This window comes from Thauera phenylacetica B4P, assembly GCF_000310225.1.
GTDB classification, from domain to species: Bacteria; Pseudomonadota; Gammaproteobacteria; order Burkholderiales; family Rhodocyclaceae; genus Thauera; species Thauera phenylacetica.
Genome location: NZ_AMXF01000040.1, coordinates 1 through 20,525 on the forward strand (window position 1 = coordinate 1; position 20,525 = coordinate 20,525).

At 62.0% G+C, this 20,525-nt stretch carries 12 protein-coding genes; 4 read left to right on the plus strand and 8 right to left on the minus strand.

Annotation, left to right across the window (positions count from 1 at the left end; all coding sequences use genetic code 11):
• The 3 genes from dnaA to gyrB form a co-directional block, all read left to right on the plus strand.
• On the plus strand, positions 1-1,229 hold a 1,229-nt coding region (gene dnaA / locus C667_RS07835), incomplete at its 5' end, for a chromosomal replication initiator protein DnaA (protein WP_004360004.1).
• Positions 1,230-1,292: 63 nt separating this feature from the next.
• On the plus strand, positions 1,293-2,414 hold the full coding sequence (dnaN, locus tag C667_RS07840; RefSeq protein ID WP_004360006.1) for a DNA polymerase III subunit beta: 1,122 nt from the start codon (positions 1,293-1,295) through the stop codon (positions 2,412-2,414).
• Between the two features lie 189 nt (positions 2,415-2,603).
• Positions 2,604-5,105: a DNA topoisomerase (ATP-hydrolyzing) subunit B gene (gene gyrB / locus C667_RS07845; RefSeq protein WP_039921004.1), complete on the plus strand. Its 2,502-nt coding sequence runs from the start codon at positions 2,604-2,606 to the stop codon at positions 5,103-5,105.
• A 141-nt stretch (positions 5,106-5,246) separates the two neighbouring features.
• On the opposite strand, the gene C667_RS07850 is transcribed toward gyrB, so the two are convergent.
• The 8 genes from C667_RS07850 to C667_RS07870 all read right to left on the minus strand — a co-directional run bounded on the left by C667_RS07850 (position 5,247) and on the right by C667_RS07870 (position 19,035).
• Positions 5,247-11,567 carry a DEAD/DEAH box helicase gene (locus C667_RS07850; protein WP_039921003.1) on the minus strand — a complete coding sequence of 2,107 codons (6,321 nt, stop codon included), beginning with the start codon at positions 11,565-11,567 and terminating at the stop codon, positions 5,247-5,249.
• Positions 11,564-12,013, minus strand: a complete 450-nt coding sequence (locus C667_RS25645) for a hypothetical protein (RefSeq protein WP_157302242.1) — start codon at positions 12,011-12,013, stop codon at positions 11,564-11,566. The genes C667_RS07850 and C667_RS25645 overlap by 4 nt, the downstream gene beginning before the upstream one ends.
• 190 nt (positions 12,014-12,203) lie before the next feature.
• A complete protein-coding gene (locus C667_RS07855; RefSeq protein WP_004357889.1) occupies positions 12,204-13,565 on the minus strand; it encodes an IS1380 family transposase in 1,362 nt (453 codons plus the stop codon).
• Between the two features lie 85 nt (positions 13,566-13,650).
• The gene (locus tag C667_RS24920) at positions 13,651-14,472 is read right to left on the minus strand and encodes a restriction endonuclease subunit S (RefSeq protein ID WP_083881289.1); all 822 of its coding nucleotides are present in this window, start codon (positions 14,470-14,472) and stop codon (positions 13,651-13,653) included.
• On the minus strand, positions 14,469-16,022 hold the full coding sequence (locus C667_RS07860; RefSeq protein ID WP_004360012.1) for a type I restriction-modification system subunit M: 1,554 nt from the start codon (positions 16,020-16,022) through the stop codon (positions 14,469-14,471). Before C667_RS07860 ends, C667_RS24920 begins: the two co-directional genes overlap by 4 nt.
• Positions 16,023-16,031: 9 nt before the next feature.
• Entirely contained in the window at positions 16,032-16,346 is a 315-nt protein-coding gene (locus C667_RS07865) for a hypothetical protein (protein WP_004360014.1), read from the minus strand.
• 26 nt (positions 16,347-16,372) lie between these two features.
• Positions 16,373-17,443 carry a hypothetical protein gene (locus tag C667_RS26155; protein ID WP_211207678.1) on the minus strand — a complete coding sequence of 357 codons (1,071 nt, stop codon included), beginning with the start codon at positions 17,441-17,443 and terminating at the stop codon, positions 16,373-16,375.
• Positions 17,440-19,035: a type I restriction-modification enzyme R subunit C-terminal domain-containing protein gene (locus C667_RS07870; RefSeq protein WP_004360016.1), complete on the minus strand. Its 1,596-nt coding sequence runs from the start codon at positions 19,033-19,035 to the stop codon at positions 17,440-17,442. Before C667_RS07870 ends, C667_RS26155 begins: the two co-directional genes overlap by 4 nt.
• 92 nt (positions 19,036-19,127) lie before the next feature.
• On the opposite strand from C667_RS07870, the gene C667_RS07875 reads away from it, so the two are divergent.
• Positions 19,128-20,489 (plus strand): IS1380 family transposase, encoded by a 1,362-nt coding sequence (locus C667_RS07875; RefSeq protein ID WP_004357889.1) that lies wholly within the window; start codon positions 19,128-19,130, stop codon positions 20,487-20,489.
• Positions 20,490-20,525 lie beyond the last annotated feature (36 nt).

A 20,525-nucleotide genomic window follows, 5' to 3' on the forward strand; every position in this document is an offset into this window, starting at 1 on the left:
CGGATGCGGCGCCGGCGCGCACGCACGCCCCGGCGCCGACCATCGAGGCCACCCCCGCCCGAGCCGTCGAGGCCGCCGCAACAGCGCCTGCAGTCGTCGACGCGCTCGAGGCCGCCGAGTCGGTGGAGCCGCCCGTGCGCCCCCGGCGCGCCGCGGCGCCCCGCTCCCACAGCAGCGAACCGAGCTCCGGCCTCGATCTCGCCTACGAGAAGACCCGGCTCAACCCCGACTTCACCTTCGACACCCTGGTCACCGGCCGCGCCAACGACCTCGCCCGCGCCGCCGCCATGCAGGTGGCGCAGAACCCGGGCACGTCCTACAACCCGCTGTTCGTCTACGGCGGCGTCGGCCTCGGCAAGACCCACCTGGTGCACGCCATCGGCAACGCGGTGTTCCGCCACAACCCGCGCGCGGTCATCCGCTACGTGCACGTCGAGGACTACTACGCCGACGTGGTGCGCGCCTATCAGCAGAAGAGCTTCGACGCCTTCAAGCGCTACTACCGCTCGCTCGACATGCTGATCATCGACGACATCCAGTTCTTCAATAACAAGAACCGCACGCAGGAAGAGTTCTTCCACGCCTTCAACGCGCTCACCGAGGCGCGCAAGCAGATCGTCATCACCTGCGACACCTACCCCAAGGACATCCAGGGCCTGGAAGACCGCCTCATCTCGCGCTTCGACTGGGGCCTCACCGTGCAGATCGAGCCGCCCGAGCTCGAGATGCGCGTCGCCATCCTCAAGAAGAAGGCCGAGGCCCTGCGCGTGCTGGTCGACGACGACGTCGCCTTCCTGATCGCCAAGAACCTGCGCTCGAACGTGCGCGAGCTCGAGGGCGCGCTCAACAAGGTCGTCGCCTACGCGCGCTTCCATGGCCGCCAGATCGGCCTCGAGGTCGCCAAGGAGGCGCTCAAGGACCTGCTGCACGCGCACAACCGCCAGCTCTCGATCGAGCACATCCAGAAGACCGTCGCCGACTACTACAAGATCAAGATCGCCGACATGCACTCCAAGAAGCGCACGCGCGTCATCGCGCGCCCGCGCCAGGTGGCGATGTGGCTGGCCAAGGAGCTCACCCCGATGTCGCTGCCGGCGATCGGCGAGGCCTTCGGCGGCCGCGACCACACCACCGTGCTGCACGCCTGCCGAACCATCACCGAGCTGCGCCTCGGCGACGCCCAGCTCAACCACGACGTCCACGTGCTCACCCAGGTCCTGCGCGGCTGAGCCGCCTGAACGCCACCAAACCACCGAACACTTCCGATCAACCCATCGACCCGATCTGACGCCATGCTCCTGCTCACCACCACCCGCGATGCGCTCCTGGCCCCGCTGCAGTCGGTCGCCGGCATCGTCGAGAAGCGCCACACCCTGCCCATCCTGTCGAACGTGCTGATCGAGAAGCACGCCGACCAGCTCACCATGCTGGCCACCGACATCGAGATCCAGATCCGCACCACCACCGGCGGCCACATCGGCGGCGAGGACGTGGCGATCACCGTCGGCGCGCGCAAGCTGCAGGACATCCTGCGCGCCCTGCCCGACTCCGCCGAGATCTCGCTGACGCTCGACGACAAGCGCCTCACCGTCAAGGCCGGGCGCAGCCGCTTCCAGCTCCAGACCCTGCCCGCCGCCGACTACCCGCGCCTGAACCCGCCCGAGGACGCCGGCGCCCGGCTCAGCATCGGCCAGCGCGCCTTCAAGCGCCAGCTCGCCCAGGTGGCCTACGCGATGGCGCAGCAGGACATCCGCTACTACCTCAACGGCCTGCTGCTGATCGCCGAAGGCAGCGAGCTGCGCATGGTCGCCACCGACGGCCACCGCCTCGCCTACGCCGCGTCCGACCTCGACGCGCCGCTCGACGCCCAGCACGCACAGCGCACCGAGGCCATCCTGCCGCGCAAGACCGTGCTCGAGCTCGCGCGCCAGCTCGCCGACAGCGACGACCCGCTCGAGATCCTGCTCGCCGGCAACCAGGCGGTGTTCCGCTTCGGCTCGATCGAGCTCGTCACCAAGCTCATCGACGGCAAGTTCCCCGACTACGAGCGCGTGATCCCCACCGCGCACCCCAAGCTCATCCACTTCGCCCGCCAGCCGCTGCTGTCCGCGCTGCAGCGCGCCGCCATCCTCACCAACGACAAGTTCCGCGGCGTGCGCATGGTGCTCGAGGACGGCCTGCTGCGCATCGTGTCGACCAACGCCGAGCAGGAAGAGGCCATGGACGAGCTCGAGATCGACTACCAGGGCGACAAGCTCGACATCGGCTTCAACGTCACCTACCTGCTCGACGTGCTCAACAACCTCAGTTCCGAGACGGTCGACTGGCGCTTCAACGACGGCAACTCCAGCGCCCTGATCACCCTGCCGGGCAACGAGAAGTTCAAGTACGTCGTGATGCCGATGCGCATCTGATCCCCGTGCAGGAGCAGCCGCCGCCGCGAGCCTTATGTAGGAGCGGCGGCAGCCGCGAGCCTTCATACCCCGGCGCCAGCCTACCCGGCGGCGAGGGCACAAAGCTCGCAGCATGCGCCGCCCCGCAACGGGCACCCGCAACGCCCGCACTACCGCAGCACCCGTTCTTTACGAATCACCGAGATGACCATGTCCCAACCGCAAGATCAGCCCACCGCATCCGCCAAGGCGCACGAAGACTACGACGAAACCAGCATCCAGCAGCTCGAAGGCCTGGAAGCGGTACGCAAGCGCCCCGGCATGTACATCGGCGACACCTCCGACGGCACCGGCCTGCACCACATGGTGTTCGAGGTCGTGGACAACTCGATCGACGAGGCCCTGGCCGGCCACTGCGACGACATCGTCATCACCATCCACGCCGACAACTCCATCTCGGTCACCGACAACGGCCGCGGCATCCCGGTCGGCGTCAAGATGGACGACAAGCACGAACCCAAGCGCAGCGCGGCCGAGATCGTCATGTGCGTGCTGCACGCCGGCGGCAAGTTCAACCAGAACAGCTACAAGGTCTCCGGCGGCCTGCACGGCGTGGGCGTGTCCTGCGTCAACGCGCTGTCGAAGTGGATGCACGTCACCGTCGCCCGCGACGGCAAGCGCCACCTGCTGGAGTTCGAGCGCGGCAAGCCGCAGAACCGCGTCATCGAGCTCGTCGACGGCGTCGAGGTCAGCCCGGCGCGCGTCATCGGCGAGACCACCAAGCGCGGCACCAAGGTGCACTACCTCGCTGACGACGAGATCTTCGGCACCGTCGAGTACCACTACGACATCCTCGCCAAGCGCCTGCGCGAGCTCTCCTTCCTCAACAACGGCGTCAAGATCCGCCTCATCGACCAGCGCACCGGAAAGGAAGAAGACTTCGCCTTCGCCGGCGGCGTCAAAGGCTTCGTCGAGTACATCAACCGCGCCAAGACGGTGCTGCACCCCAACGTCTTCTACGCCACCGGCACCACCCGCATCCCCACCGGCCAGGGCCACGACGCCGAGCTCTCGGTCGAAGTCGCCATGCAGTGGAACGACAGCTACCAGGAACAGGTGCTGTGCTACACCAACAACATCCCGCAGGCCGACGGCGGCACCCACCTCACCGGCCTGCGCGCGGCGATGACGCGCGTCATCAACAAGTACATCGAAGAAAACGAGATCGCCAAGAAGGCCAAGGTCGACATCACCGGTGACGACATGCGCGAAGGCCTCGCCTGCGTGCTCTCGGTCAAGATGCCCGACCCCAAGTTCGCCAGCCAGACCAAGATGAAGCTGGTGTCCTCCGAGGCCCGCCCGGCGGTGGAAGAGGTCGTCGCCAACAAGCTCGGCGACTTCCTGCTCGAGAACCCGATCGACGCCAAGACCATCTGCAACAAGATCGTCGAGGCCGCGCGCGCCCGCGACGCCGCCCGCAAGGCGCGCGAGATGACGCGCCGCAAGGGCGTGCTCGACGGCGTCGGCCTGCCCGGCAAGCTCGCCGACTGCCAGGAGAAGGACCCCGCGCTGTGCGAGCTCTACCTCGTCGAGGGCGACTCCGCAGGCGGCTCGGCCAAGCAGGGCCGCGACCGCAAGTTCCAGGCGATCCTGCCGCTCAAGGGCAAGATCCTCAACGTCGAAAAGGCCCGCTTCGACAAGCTGCTGCAGAGCCAGGAGATCGCCACCCTGATCACCGCGCTCGGCACCAGCATCGGCAAGGACGACTACAAGCCCGAGAAGCTGCGCTACCACCGCATCATCCTGATGACCGACGCCGACGTCGACGGCGCCCACATCCGCACCCTGCTGCTCACCTTCTTCTACCGCCAGATGCCCGAGCTGGTCGAGCGCGGCCACATCTACATCGCCCAGCCGCCGCTGTACAAGATCAAGCACGGCAAGAACGAGATGTACATCAAGGACGACAGCGAGCTCTCCAACCACCTGCTGCGCCTCGCCCTCGACGGCGCCGTGCTGGTGCCGCGCGAAGGCGCCAGCCCGATCGCCGACGAGGCCCTCGGCGGCCTGGCGCGCACCTACCTGCTCGCCGAAGCCGTCACCCGGCGCCTGGCCAGCTACATCGACCCCGAAGTGCTGCAGGTGATGCTGGCGCACGACATCGAGGTCAGCCTCGACGACGAGGCCGCCGCCCGCGCCTCGGCCGAGCGCATCCAGCCCCACCTGCCCGAAGGCCTGCAGATCTACGCCGAATACCACGAAGAAGCGGAAAGCTGGCGCCTCACCATCGAGCGCCTGCACCACGGCAACCGCAAGTTCGGCTGGGTCGAGCACGACTTCCTGGTCTCCGGCGACTACCGCAGCATCCGCAACGCCGCCGAGGCCATCAGCGGCCTCATCGGCCCCGGCGCCGAGATCCGCCGCGGCGAAAAGCGCCAGACCGTCACCCGCTTCGCCGACGCCATCAAGTGGATGCTCGCCGACGTCGAGCGCGGCCTCAGCAAGCAGCGCTACAAGGGCCTCGGCGAGATGAACCCCGAGCAGCTCTGGGAGACCACCATGGACCCCGCCGTGCGCCGCCTGCTGCGCGTGCAGATCGACGACGCGATCGCCGCCGACGAGATCTTCACCACGCTGATGGGGGATAACGTGGAGCCGAGAAGGGCGTTCATCGAAGGCAATGCGCTGTATGCGCAGAACATCGATGTGTGATTTTTTGTAGCGGCTGTAGGTTCTCACTCGTTCTGAAATTTTTCTCACATCTGTGAAATAGATTTCTCAAGAACGGTGAAATAAGCCGAGCGGTGGTAGTACGGGCCCGGTAGCCTTCAGGGAAGGCTACCGGGCCTTCGTTTAGGACCAACCCAAGAACACATAGGTTGGGTAGGCCTGCCCCTCGATCCGAAATTCGGCACGCCCGATGCTCTCCGCCTGACGTTCTTTGTCTCCGGAGAACGGGAACCAAGAGCGCCCCCCACTCAAGTTGCGCTCCCGCGGGATCTGCCAGTACGAGAAGCCCTGATCTAACCAGACCTGGAGCTTCTTGCCGCTCGCGAAACTGATGTCGAGCCTCCTCGCATGGATCGCATCGCTCTTGGTCAGGGTCTCAAGAGAGAGTTCGAGTCCCGCGTACTCAAACGCGGCAACGAGCGCCTGATCCCGCTCCTCGTTGCTCGCCCAGTTGTGCCACACCTTACTCGGGGGCATACGGGCCATCTGAGCTTCGGGTACGGGGGAAACCCTCAGTTCGACTTGCCTCACATCCCAGGCATCGTCTGCAACTCCGCGCAACGCACACACGAAATCGAGCAGCAACACCACGGGCAGCGGCGCATTGAGATATCGATCGTGATACGCGAGTCCCACAACCCTGTCACCAGGCGGAATCAAGGAGGTTCCGAGATGCGATTGGAAGCTCTCGACCATGCGACGACCAAATCCGTCCGCCATGCCGTCGAACTCATTACCAAGCTCGATCCTCGCCGTTTGTGCCGGCAAATCCTCCGGCACCGAGAGTTCAAACTTCAGAACCTCGCCCAACGCTGCCGGCTTGATCGCAGCCCCTCGAACAAGAACCGCTCCATCACAATCGCCCCAGTTGGGACCAGGAACGGTACGACCTTCGAGACCCGCCCATGCGATCGTGCGTCCGCCTTGTCCGACTTCAGCCAGAACAGCAGAGCCTTCCGCGATGGAAGCCGCCTTTCCGACCCTGAGCGTGACCCCGTCCAGCATAGCCATCGCCGCCAGAACCGATTGATCTCCCCGCGATACATGCTGAACAGCCTCTGCGCGGAGTACCAGTTCCACGGCGACTCCTGTGGCCGCCCAGCGCGAGACACAGCGACGGAGTGGAGAGACGGCGAGATCCCAGCCTTCCGGCTCACCACCTAGAAAAATCCGCAGCACTTCGCACGAGGGCATGGCCAACTCACGCGTGATTGCCTCCACAAGGGTCTGATGCTCAGCAACAGAGCTGAGACCAAAGTGAGCAAGTTCAGCGGGCAACTCCAAGGCAGTCAGCCACTCGCCAGACAGAAAACCTTGGCCAGCATGTCGATCGAGATCATCAAGGCGGAACCGGGTATCAAAGTCCAACAAACAGTGTTGGCACGCTGAGTCGCAGCTTTCGGAACAATTCAACTCACCTGCGGCCGCACGGAGGATCTGCGGCAACCGGTCGGCGACTGAGGATGCGTAACCGGAGGCGCTTCGGTCGAAGACCACAATCGCTTGGCAGCTCCCTTCACCGAGGAAGCGCACAGGCTTCGTATCGCACCCCAACTCCGACGACTCGATACCCAAAGTCGCAGCGACGGCGTTGCGTATGGCCACCGCGAGCGTAAAAGCGGTCTTACGATCGCGTATGGGCTGATCATCCAGGCCACGCAGCACCAATTCGAGCACATCCGTTCTGGCCTCATGACCCAACCTCAGACCGCGCTGGATCGAGTAGGCGTTATAGCTTCCTTCGCAAACACTCGTCTCGCCACCCTGCGCACCGCGAAGCCGCCTGTGCTCCTTCAGCTTCCCCTTCTTGTGATCGAAGAAGGCATCAGGAAGATCATCCTCGCCATCCATCGGCTCCGCGCGTCCACAGCAGAGGCAAATCGCAAAGCCATGACCATGGATACCTCCCGAATGATGAAACACAACACCGTCCACGCTACTTCGGTGCACGCCCAGCGCGGGATTCGCCAGCGAGAGCCACTCGCCATTCGCGTTGATCCAAGGAAGCGACACCGGGACAAAGGTCTGCGTGGAAACATCGTTGTCCGGGGTGCTGTAGAGATCAACGGCAAAGCCTGCGGGCTCAAGATAATCGAAGCGCACTTCCTTATCGGCGCCGAGTGGTGACCCGCAATCCGGGCACTCGTGCAATCGGCTCGCTCGCAAATGTGTGCCGCTCGAGCCGCAGTGACGGCATCGCCATGCGTCACGGATATTCTGGATCTCATTCGCCTCGGTCACCGAGGCTGGGGTATGCCAGTTCAACGTGATGCCTGCAGCACGATAAACAAGTCCATCGATCACCACCTCCGAGCCGGGGGCGTATTCCCGCAGGGCAGTCACCATGTCGCGGCTCGGCAATTCACGGAAGCGCATCCGGTTATCGATGCGGCCAGTCTCTTCCTGTTGCTGACGCCTTTGCTTGGCTTCAATACGGGCCAGCTCATCGACGGTCAAGGTGTCCAACGGGGCGATGTCCGTCGGGAACCCGTACCCCGGGAGAAAGCCCTCTGTGGCAAGTTCGCGCAGCAGATACTCGCCGGTCAGCCGCTTGCGCTGGATCTTGAGCGCTTTGTAGGCGGGCTCTGTCATGCCGGGAGGGGTCGACAAACGTGCCAACTCGGCTTCAACGACATCGAACTCGGAGAACCATTTCCTGGCGTGGTCTTTCGCCATCCTTCCTGCTTCTGCGACCAGCCGCTCCAACGAAGCCGTACCTTCATGCGGTGTATGCCGGAGGAGCGATCGCAGACCCTTGGCAAGCTCGGGCTCATTTCCGCTCGAGAAACACTGCGTCCAAGCGTAGAAGCGCTGCTGCCGCGACTGATCCGCCGGCAGCATCCACCACTCCAGATTCAGCTTCTCGGCGGAGCCAGGGCCAGAAAGCTCCTTGCGCAAGAAGTTTGCAAGTAGCATTGAATTCAGGTGGCGCTGCACCAGGATCGGACTGCTCAACTGGACCCGGGGAGCAGGCAGAACCGTCTCGAACGGCCACATGGGATTGGCGAAGACCTGCTGATCGTGTGGGTTCGACTTGCAAAGCGACAGCGCAACCGATCGGGTCTCGCTACGACGGCCCGCACGACCCGCGCGCTGCAAATAATTCGCCGGATGGGGCGGCACGTTGTTCATGGCCACCACCGAGATCCCCCCGATATCGACACCCATCTCCATGGTGGTCGAGCAGCTCAGTAAGTTGATCCCGCCACTCTTGAACGCCGCCTCATACTTGGCGAGACGCGCACCCGGTTGCTGTGCAGAATGCTCGGCGGCACGGAAGTAGAACGCCCCCTCGACGACGCGGTCATTCAGATCGGACCAGAGCCCCTCATTGCGAAGTGCTGCAACCGTGTCATCCGTATTGAGCCAATCGCGAACGACCTCAACTCTCTGGTCTCCGATGTCATCCAGATTTGCGATTGGGCTGTAGTCCGGCATCTTCAACGGGACACACTTCGCGACTCTGTCCGACTTGGCCTGCTCAGGGAGATAGGGAGTCATGCCCATGAAGGTCGTGTCGAGCACCCTGCGCGTCACAGGGCATAGCCATGCCTTGTCGAAGGGTGCAAGTGCCAAGCTATCCAGCTTGAGGTAACGACCGGTACCGCCCATCTCAAGCATGCCCAGCTCAACCAGTTGCTTCCAAGCCCCCCTCAAGAGCACATCTATCGTGTTGCGGCCTGATGCTGACTGCGGGTCGATGTTCAAGCCGCGTGCTAGCAGTCTCACAAGTCGGCTCTGCCGCTCGGTAGCCTGGCACTGTGGCCAACGCTTGTAGAGGTTCGTTTGAGCCTCTTTTGATTCAGGAGGCAGGAACTGCCTTGCTGAAAGCTTTGTACCGCCCCATTTCCGCCACGCGTTTGGAAGGTTGATGAACGAGCCGCCCCTGGCGTGAAAATCCAGGGCAATCTTCAGGAAGTCCTTCCAGTCAGCTAGCGCGATCTGGGGAGCACTTCCCGAAAAATCCGGCAGGCGTGTAATCGCCTCGAGCTTCGGATAAGTGGTCCGAACCAGGCCCATGGTTTCGAGCGAGTTCGCTCTCTTTGGTCGCCGGGCAAACTCCCTGGTTAGTAGGATGTCGGCCAAACGCTCCCTGCCATCACCTTTCCCAAACTCTCCAGGGTCTTGCTCGCTGTAGTATTCATGCATCCACTCCTTGACGTCACTGGCTACGGTACTCAGCCACTGCACCATATCGGCAAAGGGCACGGGTCGGTATCCGGACAGCGCCTGAAGCGCCTGCCTCTTTTCGTCGACCATAACCTGCAGTGCAGGACTCGGCGCGAGCTCGAGCGCCCGGCAAAGGGTGTCGATGTCACTCTGCAACTTCGCCCTATCTGCATCCCCGCCCGCGCTCCCCGACGTCAATACCTTCTTGAACACCAGGCCGCGAATACGATTGCGCTCTGAGTCCTGCTGCAGTCGGGCTGCGATGCGAGCCGTACCCTGCCGGCTGTCCGTGAAGGAGATCATTCGACGACCACGATAAGGCCGCTCCAGGGGCTTCGCCTCCGAACTATCGATGTCCGGACAGAACTCGAGGAGCGTCGGAACGATCTCGCCAAGCAGGAACGGTGCGCCAAGGATTGCCTTGCGGAAAAGCCCCAACCCACTTGAAGCATCATGGGCCCCGCACTCGGGGCACACCATTGCACGCGTCCCTTGGTCATCAATGACCGATTCGTCTCGCCCCCTGAGACGTACTGCCCCGTCCAGCTCCAACGGATAAAGGACAAGGGTAGCGGCATCGACAAGAATCTCTTCCGTCGCGCCCTTATGGGCATTCGCAATCAAGAGCGGGGAATAACCAGGTCTCACTTGGGCCTGCTGCTCATCCTCCTCGGAGCGCTCCGTGTCCAGCGAGAACTCATCGACCTCCTCTTCGGTCGTCTGGAGCAGACGGTACTTGCCATCCTCCCCAGGCCCATATTGACGCGCCCACAGGTAGGTGGTGTTGCACTCGTTACAGGATCGAAGCTCATAAACGGGCGAGCCGCACTCGCAGTGTTTCCGCGGCTCGGTGTAGACCAACCCGAATGACCAGTCCGGTGAATCCAGCTCCGTACCGGCCTTGCACCTGCACCCCGGGTCCGCGCATGCCCAAAGCCCATCAAGCACGTTATGGAAAAGATGTGCGCGTAGCGGCAGATACGATTTGGCTGGCTTCCCCTTCGGACGCGACTGCGCCAAAGTCAGCAAGTCGAGCCAACGCAGCGCCTTTGCCTTGTCTGACGCTTCGGGCGCGACATGACCGCACAGGCTCCCCGCAAGTGAGAACAGCGACCGAACTCGATCGTTGGGCGGAGTGAAGCTCGCTCGGATGGAACGCGCCGTTTTATTAGCGCACAAGGCCGCGTAGAGGCGTTCGGGATCCTCCGCGATCGACTCCAAGGCCTCGAGTGAGGCATCAGCGTAAGCGGGCTCGCCTGCATCTAGGTCCGGCACAACTCTGTGACCCGAAACGACGTGAACGCGATCGAGGCTCAGACCAGCCACGCGCGCAAGGAACTCCCGCAATTGCGCCTCGGCCTCGCCGCCCCCGATCGTCGCGGAGGTTGCGACAAAGCGAACCTGTTCGGGTGTGACACCAAAGGCGTGAAGCACGCGACGCAGCAGCAGCGCAAGTTCCGCAGCCTGGGAGCCGATGTAGGTATGAGCCTCATCGAGCACGATCCACTTGAGCGCGCCTTGCGACTGTTCGAGGATGGGGGCGTCCTGCGCGCGCACGAGCATGTACTCGAGCATGGTCGCGTTAGTCACCAAAAGCGGCGGAGGTGCAGCGCGAAGGGACTCACGATCGAGCACCTCATTTCGCAGCTGATCGCGCAAGCCTTGCGGCTGCTTCTGTGGGGTCAGTCCGTTGTAGAGGCAGAACCGTAGCCCGTCGCCGAAGGATGACGTCCAGGCGTTCAGGCGCTCTCGCTGACTCTGGATTAGGGCGTTCAACGGGTAGAGGAACAATGCCTGCACCCCAATCAGCTTCGACCCGCGCTGGGCATGCGCACGCGCAAGCTGATCCAGAATCGGCACCATGAAGCATTCGGTCTTGCCCGATCCCGTGCCGCTGGTCACGACCACCGACTGCGGCTTATCTTGCCCCAGAATCCGCCACGCCTCGAGCTGGTGGCGGTAAGGGCGAGCCTCGCGAGGGAAACGGTAACTGCTTTTTGCATCCCCGCCTGGCCGATCGAGGGCTGACACTAGGGCTGGCGTCAGCAGCTCGGGGCTGAGTTCGGCCAGGCTATGTTCCGCCTCCTCCCAGCCAAAAGTGGCTTCGAACACCGGGTCGCCGACAAAGCAACCTTTTGCGCCGTAGGAGGCAGAAAAGGTGCGCTCCAGATAAGCACGGAGCGAGGCATTCGAGAACCCCAAACGGCTCAGGGTCGCACGCGAAGCACGAGTAGCAAGTTCAGGTAGAAGCTGCGAGAAGTAGTGCTTTTTCAATTTGTTTTCTCTCTGATGCGCTGGACCGTTCCGGCAGGCAGACGATGAACCCGCGAGCCACCCTCGACGGGAGGTGCAGTCCCGCCAAGCCGCGCCGAAACCGGCTCGATCAACGCCAGGCCAATACACGCCGCAAACGCGTGCTGATAGGCATCTTCAAACCACAAGGGGTCGAAAGCGCGAAGACGCTGCAACGCGAGCCTGTTACCCGGGTCGCGCCACCAGTCGAGTGGCAGATCAAGGGCGCACCATAGGGCACATAGCACCGGGACATTCGCAACGGAGAGTTTGAAATCTCCGTTATCAAGCCAGAAGAAACTCTGGAGAAGCTTCATTTGGCTCTTCATGCTGCGTACAGCGAGCACAGCCTCGACGAAGGCGCGTATGGCCTTATCCTGAATCCGTGTTGTCTTCAGCGCGTACCCGCTCCGCGAGCCCCAGCGCATGATTTTTCTGCTGCCTGACTCCCAATCTCAGCTCACCGCAGCCCCGAGCACCGTCCTTTCACGGCCCGGAGGCCCGGCGAGCCGGGCTTACGGGGGGTGCGCTACGTCATTTTCCTGCTCCCACGCGGCCGTCGCCCTTTCGCCGCAGCGAAATGGCCTCGATTCGGAGAATTCGGCCGTCGGATTTGCATCACGGCGAAGCCACCGCGCACAGTCGCGCCTGCACCGTGGTGAACACCTTCACATGCGCGGCGACGCCGCGTCCGAAGTCCAGCACCAGGCGGCGGGCGTGTTCGACGAACTTCGCCGCACGGTACATCACCTCCTGCAGCACTGTCTTGATGCGTCGGCGCTTGGCCGGGTGACGGATCGGCGAGAGCTCGCCGGTCAGCCCGAGTTGGCCGATCAGGCGCAGGCAGTTGTAGGCGAACGCGGCCAGATGCATGACCGCGTCGTTGGTGTCGAACTTGCCCGAGGGCAGGCGCTCGAGGTCCAGGTCGGTCTTGATCTCGGAGTGGAACTGCTCGTGCGTGCCGTGGTGCTTGTAGAGCTCGATCACGTCGGCCATCGCCACTTCGAGGCTGGTCCACCAGCCTTCGATCTCGATCTCGGGGGTCAGCAGGTGCTGGCCCTTCTTGTCGATCGTGCGCTCGGTCACCCGCACCACCAGACGCAGCGTGCGCTTGGCCTTCTTCCAGGCACGGTCGATCTTCAGGTCCAGCAGCCCCACCCGCTTGCCCGCGCGCACTTCCTCGAAGACGCCGGCGGCCTCGGCCCGGTCCACCCAGGCGGTCTTGTCCTGACGGCGCGGATTCCACTTGGTGAGGTAGTCGAACGAACGCCCCAGCGCTGCCCAGCGATCGCGCTCGTCGGCCAGCGCGAACAGCAGCCGGGCGCTGTCGAAGCCGCTGTCGGCCCGCCACAGCAGCTTCGCATCGGCCGCACACACCCGGCGCAGGCGCGGGAACGCGCGCTCGAAGAAATACTCGGTCTCCAGCGCCGAGTGGTGCGACCCCGCGCGCAGCTCCAGGCCGAGGTTCCAGCCCTCGTTGCCCAGGTACAGCGCGATCGGCGTGTAGCCATCGACGCCCTGGTAAGTGCGGCTGACCGCCTCCTTCTTGGTGTCGGAGTTGTCCATCACGAAGGTGTCCAGATCGGCGCAGACGTAGCCCTTGTGCGCCGTGATCGGCGCCTCGGTGCGCTCGAGCAGGCGCAGGCTCAGCTCGTCGGTCAGCTCGCGCAGCTCGGCCGCGCGGGCATCGAGCCGTTGGCGCATCCACACGCTGCCGGGCACCTTGGCGAGCCCGAGCGCTTCCTTGAAGAAGCGGTCGCCGCGAAACGGCTCGATCGCCTCGAAGTCGCTTTTGCCCAGGCTCAGCAGCCCCACCACCGACTTGACCAGGTCCGAGCTCCGCATACCCTGCGACACCGGCAGCCTCGGGTCGATCACCGCCTCGACCTGTGCCGCCTGGCAGCACTGCCCGATCAACGCCAGGCCCGAGTAGGACGTCAGATTGAGCTTGGCGGATTGCTTGACTTCGAAGCGCGGCATGGTCGGTTGGGTGAAAGGCTCGGATGCGTAATTATACAATTACATCAATGCGTTAGGCTGGATTTCCGGCTAAGCGAACACGGATTCAGGTTGAAGCCTTGAGGGCGGCAGTATCGTACATTCCCAACAACAGAGACCCCTGAGCAAAGAGCTTTGCTGAAGACCTTGTCAATGCGAGATCCGTAATCCTCTCGGAGGATTCAGACACATACATTGCATTCAGTTCTCCCGCAGAGAACCAAGGAATTTCCCCCCGAAAGAAATCGCTTCTCGCCCTGTCTGGCGTCCCACCAGATGCCCATTGGCCAAGCTCACCGAACTTTCGGATCGGCCAAGCCATCGGATTCGTAACTGGATCACCAAACATATCCAAGAAAATCGCACGCATAAAGCTGTCCGCCTCACGGACTGCTTGCTGACGTTTATGGCGAACACTCTCAGCCTTGTTAAGGATTTGCGTTATACGTTCCTGTTCTTCGAGTGAGGGCAGTTCAACCAAGTGATCCCAAAACGCCTCCATTGAAACACGAGGCATCTTTGATCCAGCGACTTGGTACTTTATCCAAGACAAGAAACGCTCGGACCGAAGATAGGCCGCGAGGTAATCTCTGGTCACAAGGTCAATGCGCGGTCGTAAAGGAACGAACTCCGAAGTGCAGTACCCGAATCCTTCAGGCAAATAGACTTTATTCAGGTAGGGGCGCAGTTTGCTGTAGAGGACGTTGCTGGCATCAAACGCCTGAGTCGAACTCCCGACTGCGCCAGTCGGTACCTTTTTTTTCTCAAGTAAACGACCAGTGTACGACTCCACATGCTCAAGATTGAGTAGCCAAACCTCTCCATCGTTTTTTGATTCTGTTGCGGCCACGGCTGGTGCGATGTCTTTCAGGGTATATGTGCGCCTCATTTAGAGATCAAACCCTCCAAGTCATCTAGCTCGTGCAGGATCTCGCGCTCCAACACTTTCAATCGGGCAAGAATCTCTTTCGGATCTTCATACTCCTTCGCCACGTAGCGCTGCTCCTTGTAGCGGTTGATCGACAGATCGTAGCCCTGTGCACGGATAGCATCGGCGGTCACTGCGAACGCCTTCTGCGTGCGGTCCGAGAAATCCCCCTTGCAGTCGCACCAGGCGCGCCACTTGTCGAGCACATCCGGGAGGTCGTTCTCGGCCACCGGTTGGCGCTTGTCGTCCAGTGAGTAGCCGTCGGCGGCGACGTCATAGAAGAACACCTGGTCGGTGGCCCCGCCCTTGCTGAAAACGATGATCGCGGTCGACACGCCGGCATAGGGCTTGAACACACCGCTCGGCAGGCTAATCACCGCTTCGACTTGGTTATCGTCGACCAGATGCTTACGCAGTTGCACATGTGCCTTGCTGGAACCGAACAGCACGCCATCAGGCACGATGGTGGCACTGCGCCCACCTACCTTGAGCATGCGGAGAATGAGGGCGATGAATAGGAGTTCGGTCTTCTTGGTACGCACGACACGCAGCAGGTCCGCAGCCACATCGTGCTCGTCCAGGCTGCCCTTGAAGGGCGGGTTGGCGAGCACCAGATCGAAGGCGTTCTGCGCGGTGTCCCCATGCCGTTCCGTGAAGGTCTGGCTTAGCGTGTCCTGGTAGTGCACGTCTGGCTCGGCCACCCCATGCATCACCAGGTTCATGGTGGCGATGCGCAGCATGGTGGCGTCGAAGTCGAAGGCATGGAACATGTCGGTGTCGACATGGTGGCGGTGCTCGGCGAGGAGGTCGCCACTGTAGATGACCTGCTCTTCCGGCTCACCCTTTTCGTTGAGCACGGTCTCGCGGTGGGTGCCAGCCTCCGAGCTGTAGTTTCTCAGCAGGTAATCGTAGGTCTCGACGAGGAAGCCCGCCGTACCGCAGGAGGGGTCGCAGATCCGGTCGGAAGGCTGGGGTTCCATCAGTTCGACCATCATGCGGATGATGTGCCGCGGCGTGCGGAACTGGCCATTGATGCCTGCGGTCGTGAGCTTGCCGAGCAGGTACTCGTAGAGGTCGCCCTTGGTGTCGCCGCGGTCGAGCGGAAGATCCTGCACGGCATTGACCGCCTTCACCAGCAGCGAAGGCTTTTGGATCATCAGCTGGGCGTCCTTCATGAACGCGGCGAACTGACTTCCATCGCCCGACGTGCGCTCGGCCAGTCGGCGGAAGTGTGGGAAAACCTTGTCCCGCACGTGCGGGAGCATCAGCTCCGCCCCATAGTGGCGCCAGCTCTCCCAACGGCAATCCTGCTCGTCAGCAAGAAAACGTCTCGCAAAGGGATGGCCGCTGAGGCTTGTGCGCTTCTCGTCGCGCCGCTCGTTCATGTCGAGCAGACGGCTGTACATGAGGAAGGTGATCTGCTCGATGACGGTGAGCGGATTGGTAATGCCGCCGGTCCAGAAGTCGGTCCAGAGGGCGTCGATACGACTCTTGAGTTCACCTGTGATCATGCGTTCTGCTCAACCCAGATATTCGAGCTTGTACTGACGGTCGGCGACACGATGCAGCCGTGCCTTGGCGCCATCGTGCGCCCTCACGGATGCCAACCAGCGTTTGAAAGACGTGCGTGGCGAGATTCGAACGCTACTGCTGAGCCGAATATCGGTATCGAAGCATTCCTCGTTGGCCTCAATGCAGATCTGCCCCTGAGCCTTGGCAGCTGCCGCCCTACCGCCGAGAGCATCGGACGGAAAGAACGACTGATGAACCGCGTCAAAATAAAGCCTGCGGTTGTCGATACTGGACTGCGTGATACTAAAGTCGATGTACTTCATTCATTCCTCATAATTAGCACCCGCTATCAAGCGCCAAAATACTTATCCAATGCCCGTTGGCTTGCCTGCCCGCGGCTCTCGAAATCCTGGATATCGTGCATAGGAACGCTCGCCACCCGTATACCTTCAGGTGAGTTCGAATCTGGCCTTATCACAAAGCCTTTATCGGCCCCACCTTCCCAGACCAGTACGTAAAGCGGGTCCCCATGTTTTGCATAATCGATGCGTACTTTTCGAGCAAACAGCCCTACAGCTCCATCCTTGCCAAGGATCGCCTTCTCGAGGGAGGTGTGGTTACCGACTTTGCGCCACAAATTTCGTGTGTGGATGGCTCGATAGTTGATTGCCCCTCCAGTTTGCGGAGAAAAGGAGAGTGTCTTCTGTGTAGAAACGGAATGCTTTGTTGGGCTCGAGCGAGACTCCACTCCAGGACGAGGATCAGCAACCAGATTAGCTGGAGGCACGTGTTTTTCTGAACTAATTGAAACAAGCTGAGGAAACTCCGGATACTCACCCCTGTGTGAGCCCTGATGATTTTCCATCCCCTGGCGAGTAAGACATCCCTTCGGCGCTGAATAACTATCTATCCGCCGCTCAGGCAGCTCATGCCACCCAATATTAAAAGCACCTTGCCTAGGAAAGAAATAAAGACTGCTGTACGGAAGATGATCATGAATCCACCAGGCCATTGCAGTCCAGGAACCACCTTTCTCGATGTAATCCACAAGCCACGGAATTACAATGCAGGCCATAGCTCCATACCGACCACGCTCATCTGGATAATCCCAAATGTGACGGCCAAAGTTCTTCTCGTTGCTAGCACAGTTCAATTTGTTTTCATTGCCGAACTTATTGACCTCGGGCGAGCGATAGCCGGACCGCACATGGATCCTGCCGAATGTTGCTTGCAGGGGCTCAAGCAACTGCTGACAAAGCATGCGTCCAGCTTCTATGGCCCTCTCAGGATTATCGGGGACGTTTCGAAGTCCATGCCAAGCGGCAATCTCGCTATACAGAAACTCCCTCATGAAGAAATTTCTCGACAACCGAACCCGCCCGAGGTCCTCGAGCCTGTCATAGCTGGTGATTGAACTCATACGCTTCTCCCTGTGATACTCGGTTGTACGAGCGGTTCGCCAAAGCTTTTGATAATCCCAAGCAGCTCGTCGAACTGCCTTTCATCGGTGAAGATGCCGAGCACGCCTTCCGTATGAACACTGGTAAACGGCGCAGCGAAAAGATCGTCGGTCGTGATGGCCCCATGCTGGCGGATATGCTCCTTGAGAAGGGCAAGAAACCGAAGCTGCTGGCTTCCCAGCGGATGTTTCTGGGCGAACGCAGTGAAGCGCGCCTCGACGACCTCGTGCTCCAAGCCCACGATGCTCCGCAGAATCTGCGCGAGCGGCACGGCAGTATCGGGGAAGAAGGTACGTAGCGTCGCCAAATCCACATCCGGGTTGCGCGTGTGGACGAGGCTGTTTAGCCGGTCGATGTCGGCAACACTCACAGGCTCGCCCCTTCTGATCTTGCGGAGCACCGGTTCGCTTTCGAACAAGGGCTCGAGCGCGGCCTGGACCGCGCGACGATACACGGTGTAGTCGACCGATCGGATGTTGGTCGGACGAAGGTAAGCCTCCACATCCTCGAGCCTCTCGGAAACGTCGATCACCTTGGGAGGCGGTGGTGGTGGCAGCAAGGGAGGTTCGGCAAGATCTATGATGTCGCGTAGTGCGACGCGCATTTGCTCGAGGTGGCCGAAGTCCGCCCCCGCCCAGAACACATCGCTCCGGATCGTCTTGAGCTCGGGCGCCTTCGCGCGCACCGGATTGAGGTGGCTGGGGAGCCGATCCAGCCATTCGATGATTTCTGCTCGCTTGGGATTCGGTTGACCGGGCCCCGCGATCGCATGAGCCTGCGCTTCGCCCAGCAACAGATCCCAGCGCAGCGCAGGGCCTTGGCCCCGCACGTCGAGTACCGCCATCAGGGGCGCGACAGACTCGACCAACAGCTGGCGCAAAGTCGGAGCGAATGCGTGCAGAAGCGCTGCATCCCTCGCTTGCTGAACAGCCTGCCAGTTCTCGCGCACGGCGATCGTGCGGTCATCGAGTGCATCGGCATCCGCCTTGAGCTGATCGCGCAACACTGCAAACACTTCGAGTTCCGAATGTTTGAGCGCGAGCTCCGCGAGCGCGATACGTGCTTCGTAGCGGAGCTGACTGAGCGCTTTTGGGGTCTTGCGCTCGACCTCTTCGGGATCGAGGTCGTGGTAGGCGAAGTTGTTCCAGTGATCGAAGATCAGGAACTCAGTCTTGTCTTTGCGGTGCCCGAAGAGGTCTTTGCACAAGCGCGTACCCCGGCCAATCATCTGCCAAAACTTGACCTTGGATTTCACGGGCTTGGCGAAGACGAGGTTCACAACCTCGGGCACGTCGATACCGGTATCGAGCATGTCCACGGAAATGGCAATGCGCAGCTGATCATTCTTTGCGTTTTCCGCACCCTTGAAATCATCGATCAGCTGCTCGGCCCGCGGCTCCTTCGAGTGAATGACTTGGCAGAACTTGCCCGCGAATTGCGGATACATCTCGTCGAACAGCTCGGCCAGAAGACGCGCGTGATCGATGCTGCGCGCAAAGACGATGCTCTTGCCGGGCAACTGGCCGTCCGCGTCGCGGATGCCGTTCTCCATGACCTGAATCCGTGTTCGCTTAGCCGGAAATCCAGCCTAACGCATTGATGTAATTGTATAATTACGCATCCGAGCCTTTCACCCAACCGACCATGCCGCGCTTCGAAGTCAAGCAATCCGCCAAGCTCAATCTGACGTCCTACTCGGGCCTGGCGTTGATCGGGCAGTGCTGCCAGGCGGCACAGGTCGAGGCGGTGATCGACCCGAGGCTGCCGGTGTCGCAGGGTATGCGGAGCTCGGACCTGGTCAAGTCGGTGGTGGGGCTGCTGAGCCTGGGCAAAAGCGACTTCGAGGCGATCGAGCCGTTTCGCGGCGACCGCTTCTTCAAGGAAGCGCTCGGGCTCGCCAAGGTGCCCGGCAGCGTGTGGATGCGCCAACGGCTCGATGCCCGCGCGGCCGAGCTGCGCGAGCTGACCGACGAGCTGAGCCTGCGCCTGCTCGAGCGCACCGAGGCGCCGATCACGGCGCACAAGGGCTACGTCTGCGCCGATCTGGACACCTTCGTGATGGACAACTCCGACACCAAGAAGGAGGCGGTCAGCCGCACTTACCAGGGCGTCGATGGCTACACGCCGATCGCGCTGTACCTGGGCAACGAGGGCTGGAACCTCGGCCTGGAGCTGCGCGCGGGGTCGCACCACTCGGCGCTGGAGACCGAGTATTTCTTCGAGCGCGCGTTCCCGCGCCTGCGCCGGGTGTGTGCGGCCGATGCGAAGCTGCTGTGGCGGGCCGACAGCGGCTTCGACAGCGCCCGGCTGCTGTTCGCGCTGGCCGACGAGCGCGATCGCTGGGCAGCGCTGGGGCGTTCGTTCGACTACCTCACCAAGTGGAATCCGCGCCGTCAGGACAAGACCGCCTGGGTGGACCGGGCCGAGGCCGCCGGCGTCTTCGAGGAAGTGCGCGCGGGCAAGCGGGTGGGGCTGCTGGACCTGAAGATCGACCGTGCCTGGAAGAAGGCCAAGCGCACGCTGCGTCTGGTGGTGCGGGTGACCGAGCGCACGATCGACAAGAAGGGCCAGCACCTGCTGACCCCCGAGATCGAGATCGAAGGCTGGTGGACCAGCCTCGAAGTGGCGATGGCCGACGTGATCGAGCTCTACAAGCACCACGGCACGCACGAGCAGTTCCACTCCGAGATCAAGACCGACCTGGACCTCGAGCGCCTGCCCTCGGGCAAGTTCGACACCAACGACGCGGTCATGCATCTGGCCGCGTTCGCCTACAACTGCCTGCGCCTGATCGGCCAACTCGGGCTGACCGGCGAGCTCTCGCCGATCCGTCACCCGGCCAAGCGCCGACGCATCAAGACAGTGCTGCAGGAGGTGATGTACCGTGCGGCGAAGTTCGTCGAACACGCCCGCCGCCTGGTGCTGGACTTCGGACGCGGCGTCGCCGCGCATGTGAAGGTGTTCACCACGGTGCAGGCGCGACTGTGCGCGGTGGCTTCGCCGTGATGCAAATCCGACGGCCGAATTCTCCGAATCGAGGCC

Coding starts and splice junctions, on each gene's coding strand:
- dnaN (WP_004360006.1), top strand. CDS start 1,293: ATGCTCCTGCTCACCACCACCCGCGATGCGCTCCTGGCCCCGCTGCAG.
- gyrB (WP_039921004.1), top strand. CDS start 2,604: ATGTCCCAACCGCAAGATCAGCCCACCGCATCCGCCAAGGCGCACGAA.
- C667_RS25645 (WP_157302242.1), bottom strand. CDS start 12,013: ATGCGCTGGGGCTCGCGGAGCGGGTACGCGCTGAAGACAACACGGATT.
- C667_RS07855 (WP_004357889.1), bottom strand. CDS start 13,565: ATGCCGCGCTTCGAAGTCAAGCAATCCGCCAAGCTCAATCTGACGTCC.
- C667_RS24920 (WP_083881289.1), bottom strand. CDS start 14,472: ATGAGGCGCACATATACCCTGAAAGACATCGCACCAGCCGTGGCCGCA.
- C667_RS07860 (WP_004360012.1), bottom strand. CDS start 16,022: ATGATCACAGGTGAACTCAAGAGTCGTATCGACGCCCTCTGGACCGAC.
- C667_RS07865 (WP_004360014.1), bottom strand. CDS start 16,346: ATGAAGTACATCGACTTTAGTATCACGCAGTCCAGTATCGACAACCGC.
- C667_RS26155 (WP_211207678.1), bottom strand. CDS start 17,443: ATGAGTTCAATCACCAGCTATGACAGGCTCGAGGACCTCGGGCGGGTT.
- C667_RS07870 (WP_004360016.1), bottom strand. CDS start 19,035: ATGGAGAACGGCATCCGCGACGCGGACGGCCAGTTGCCCGGCAAGAGC.
- C667_RS07875 (WP_004357889.1), top strand. CDS start 19,128: ATGCCGCGCTTCGAAGTCAAGCAATCCGCCAAGCTCAATCTGACGTCC.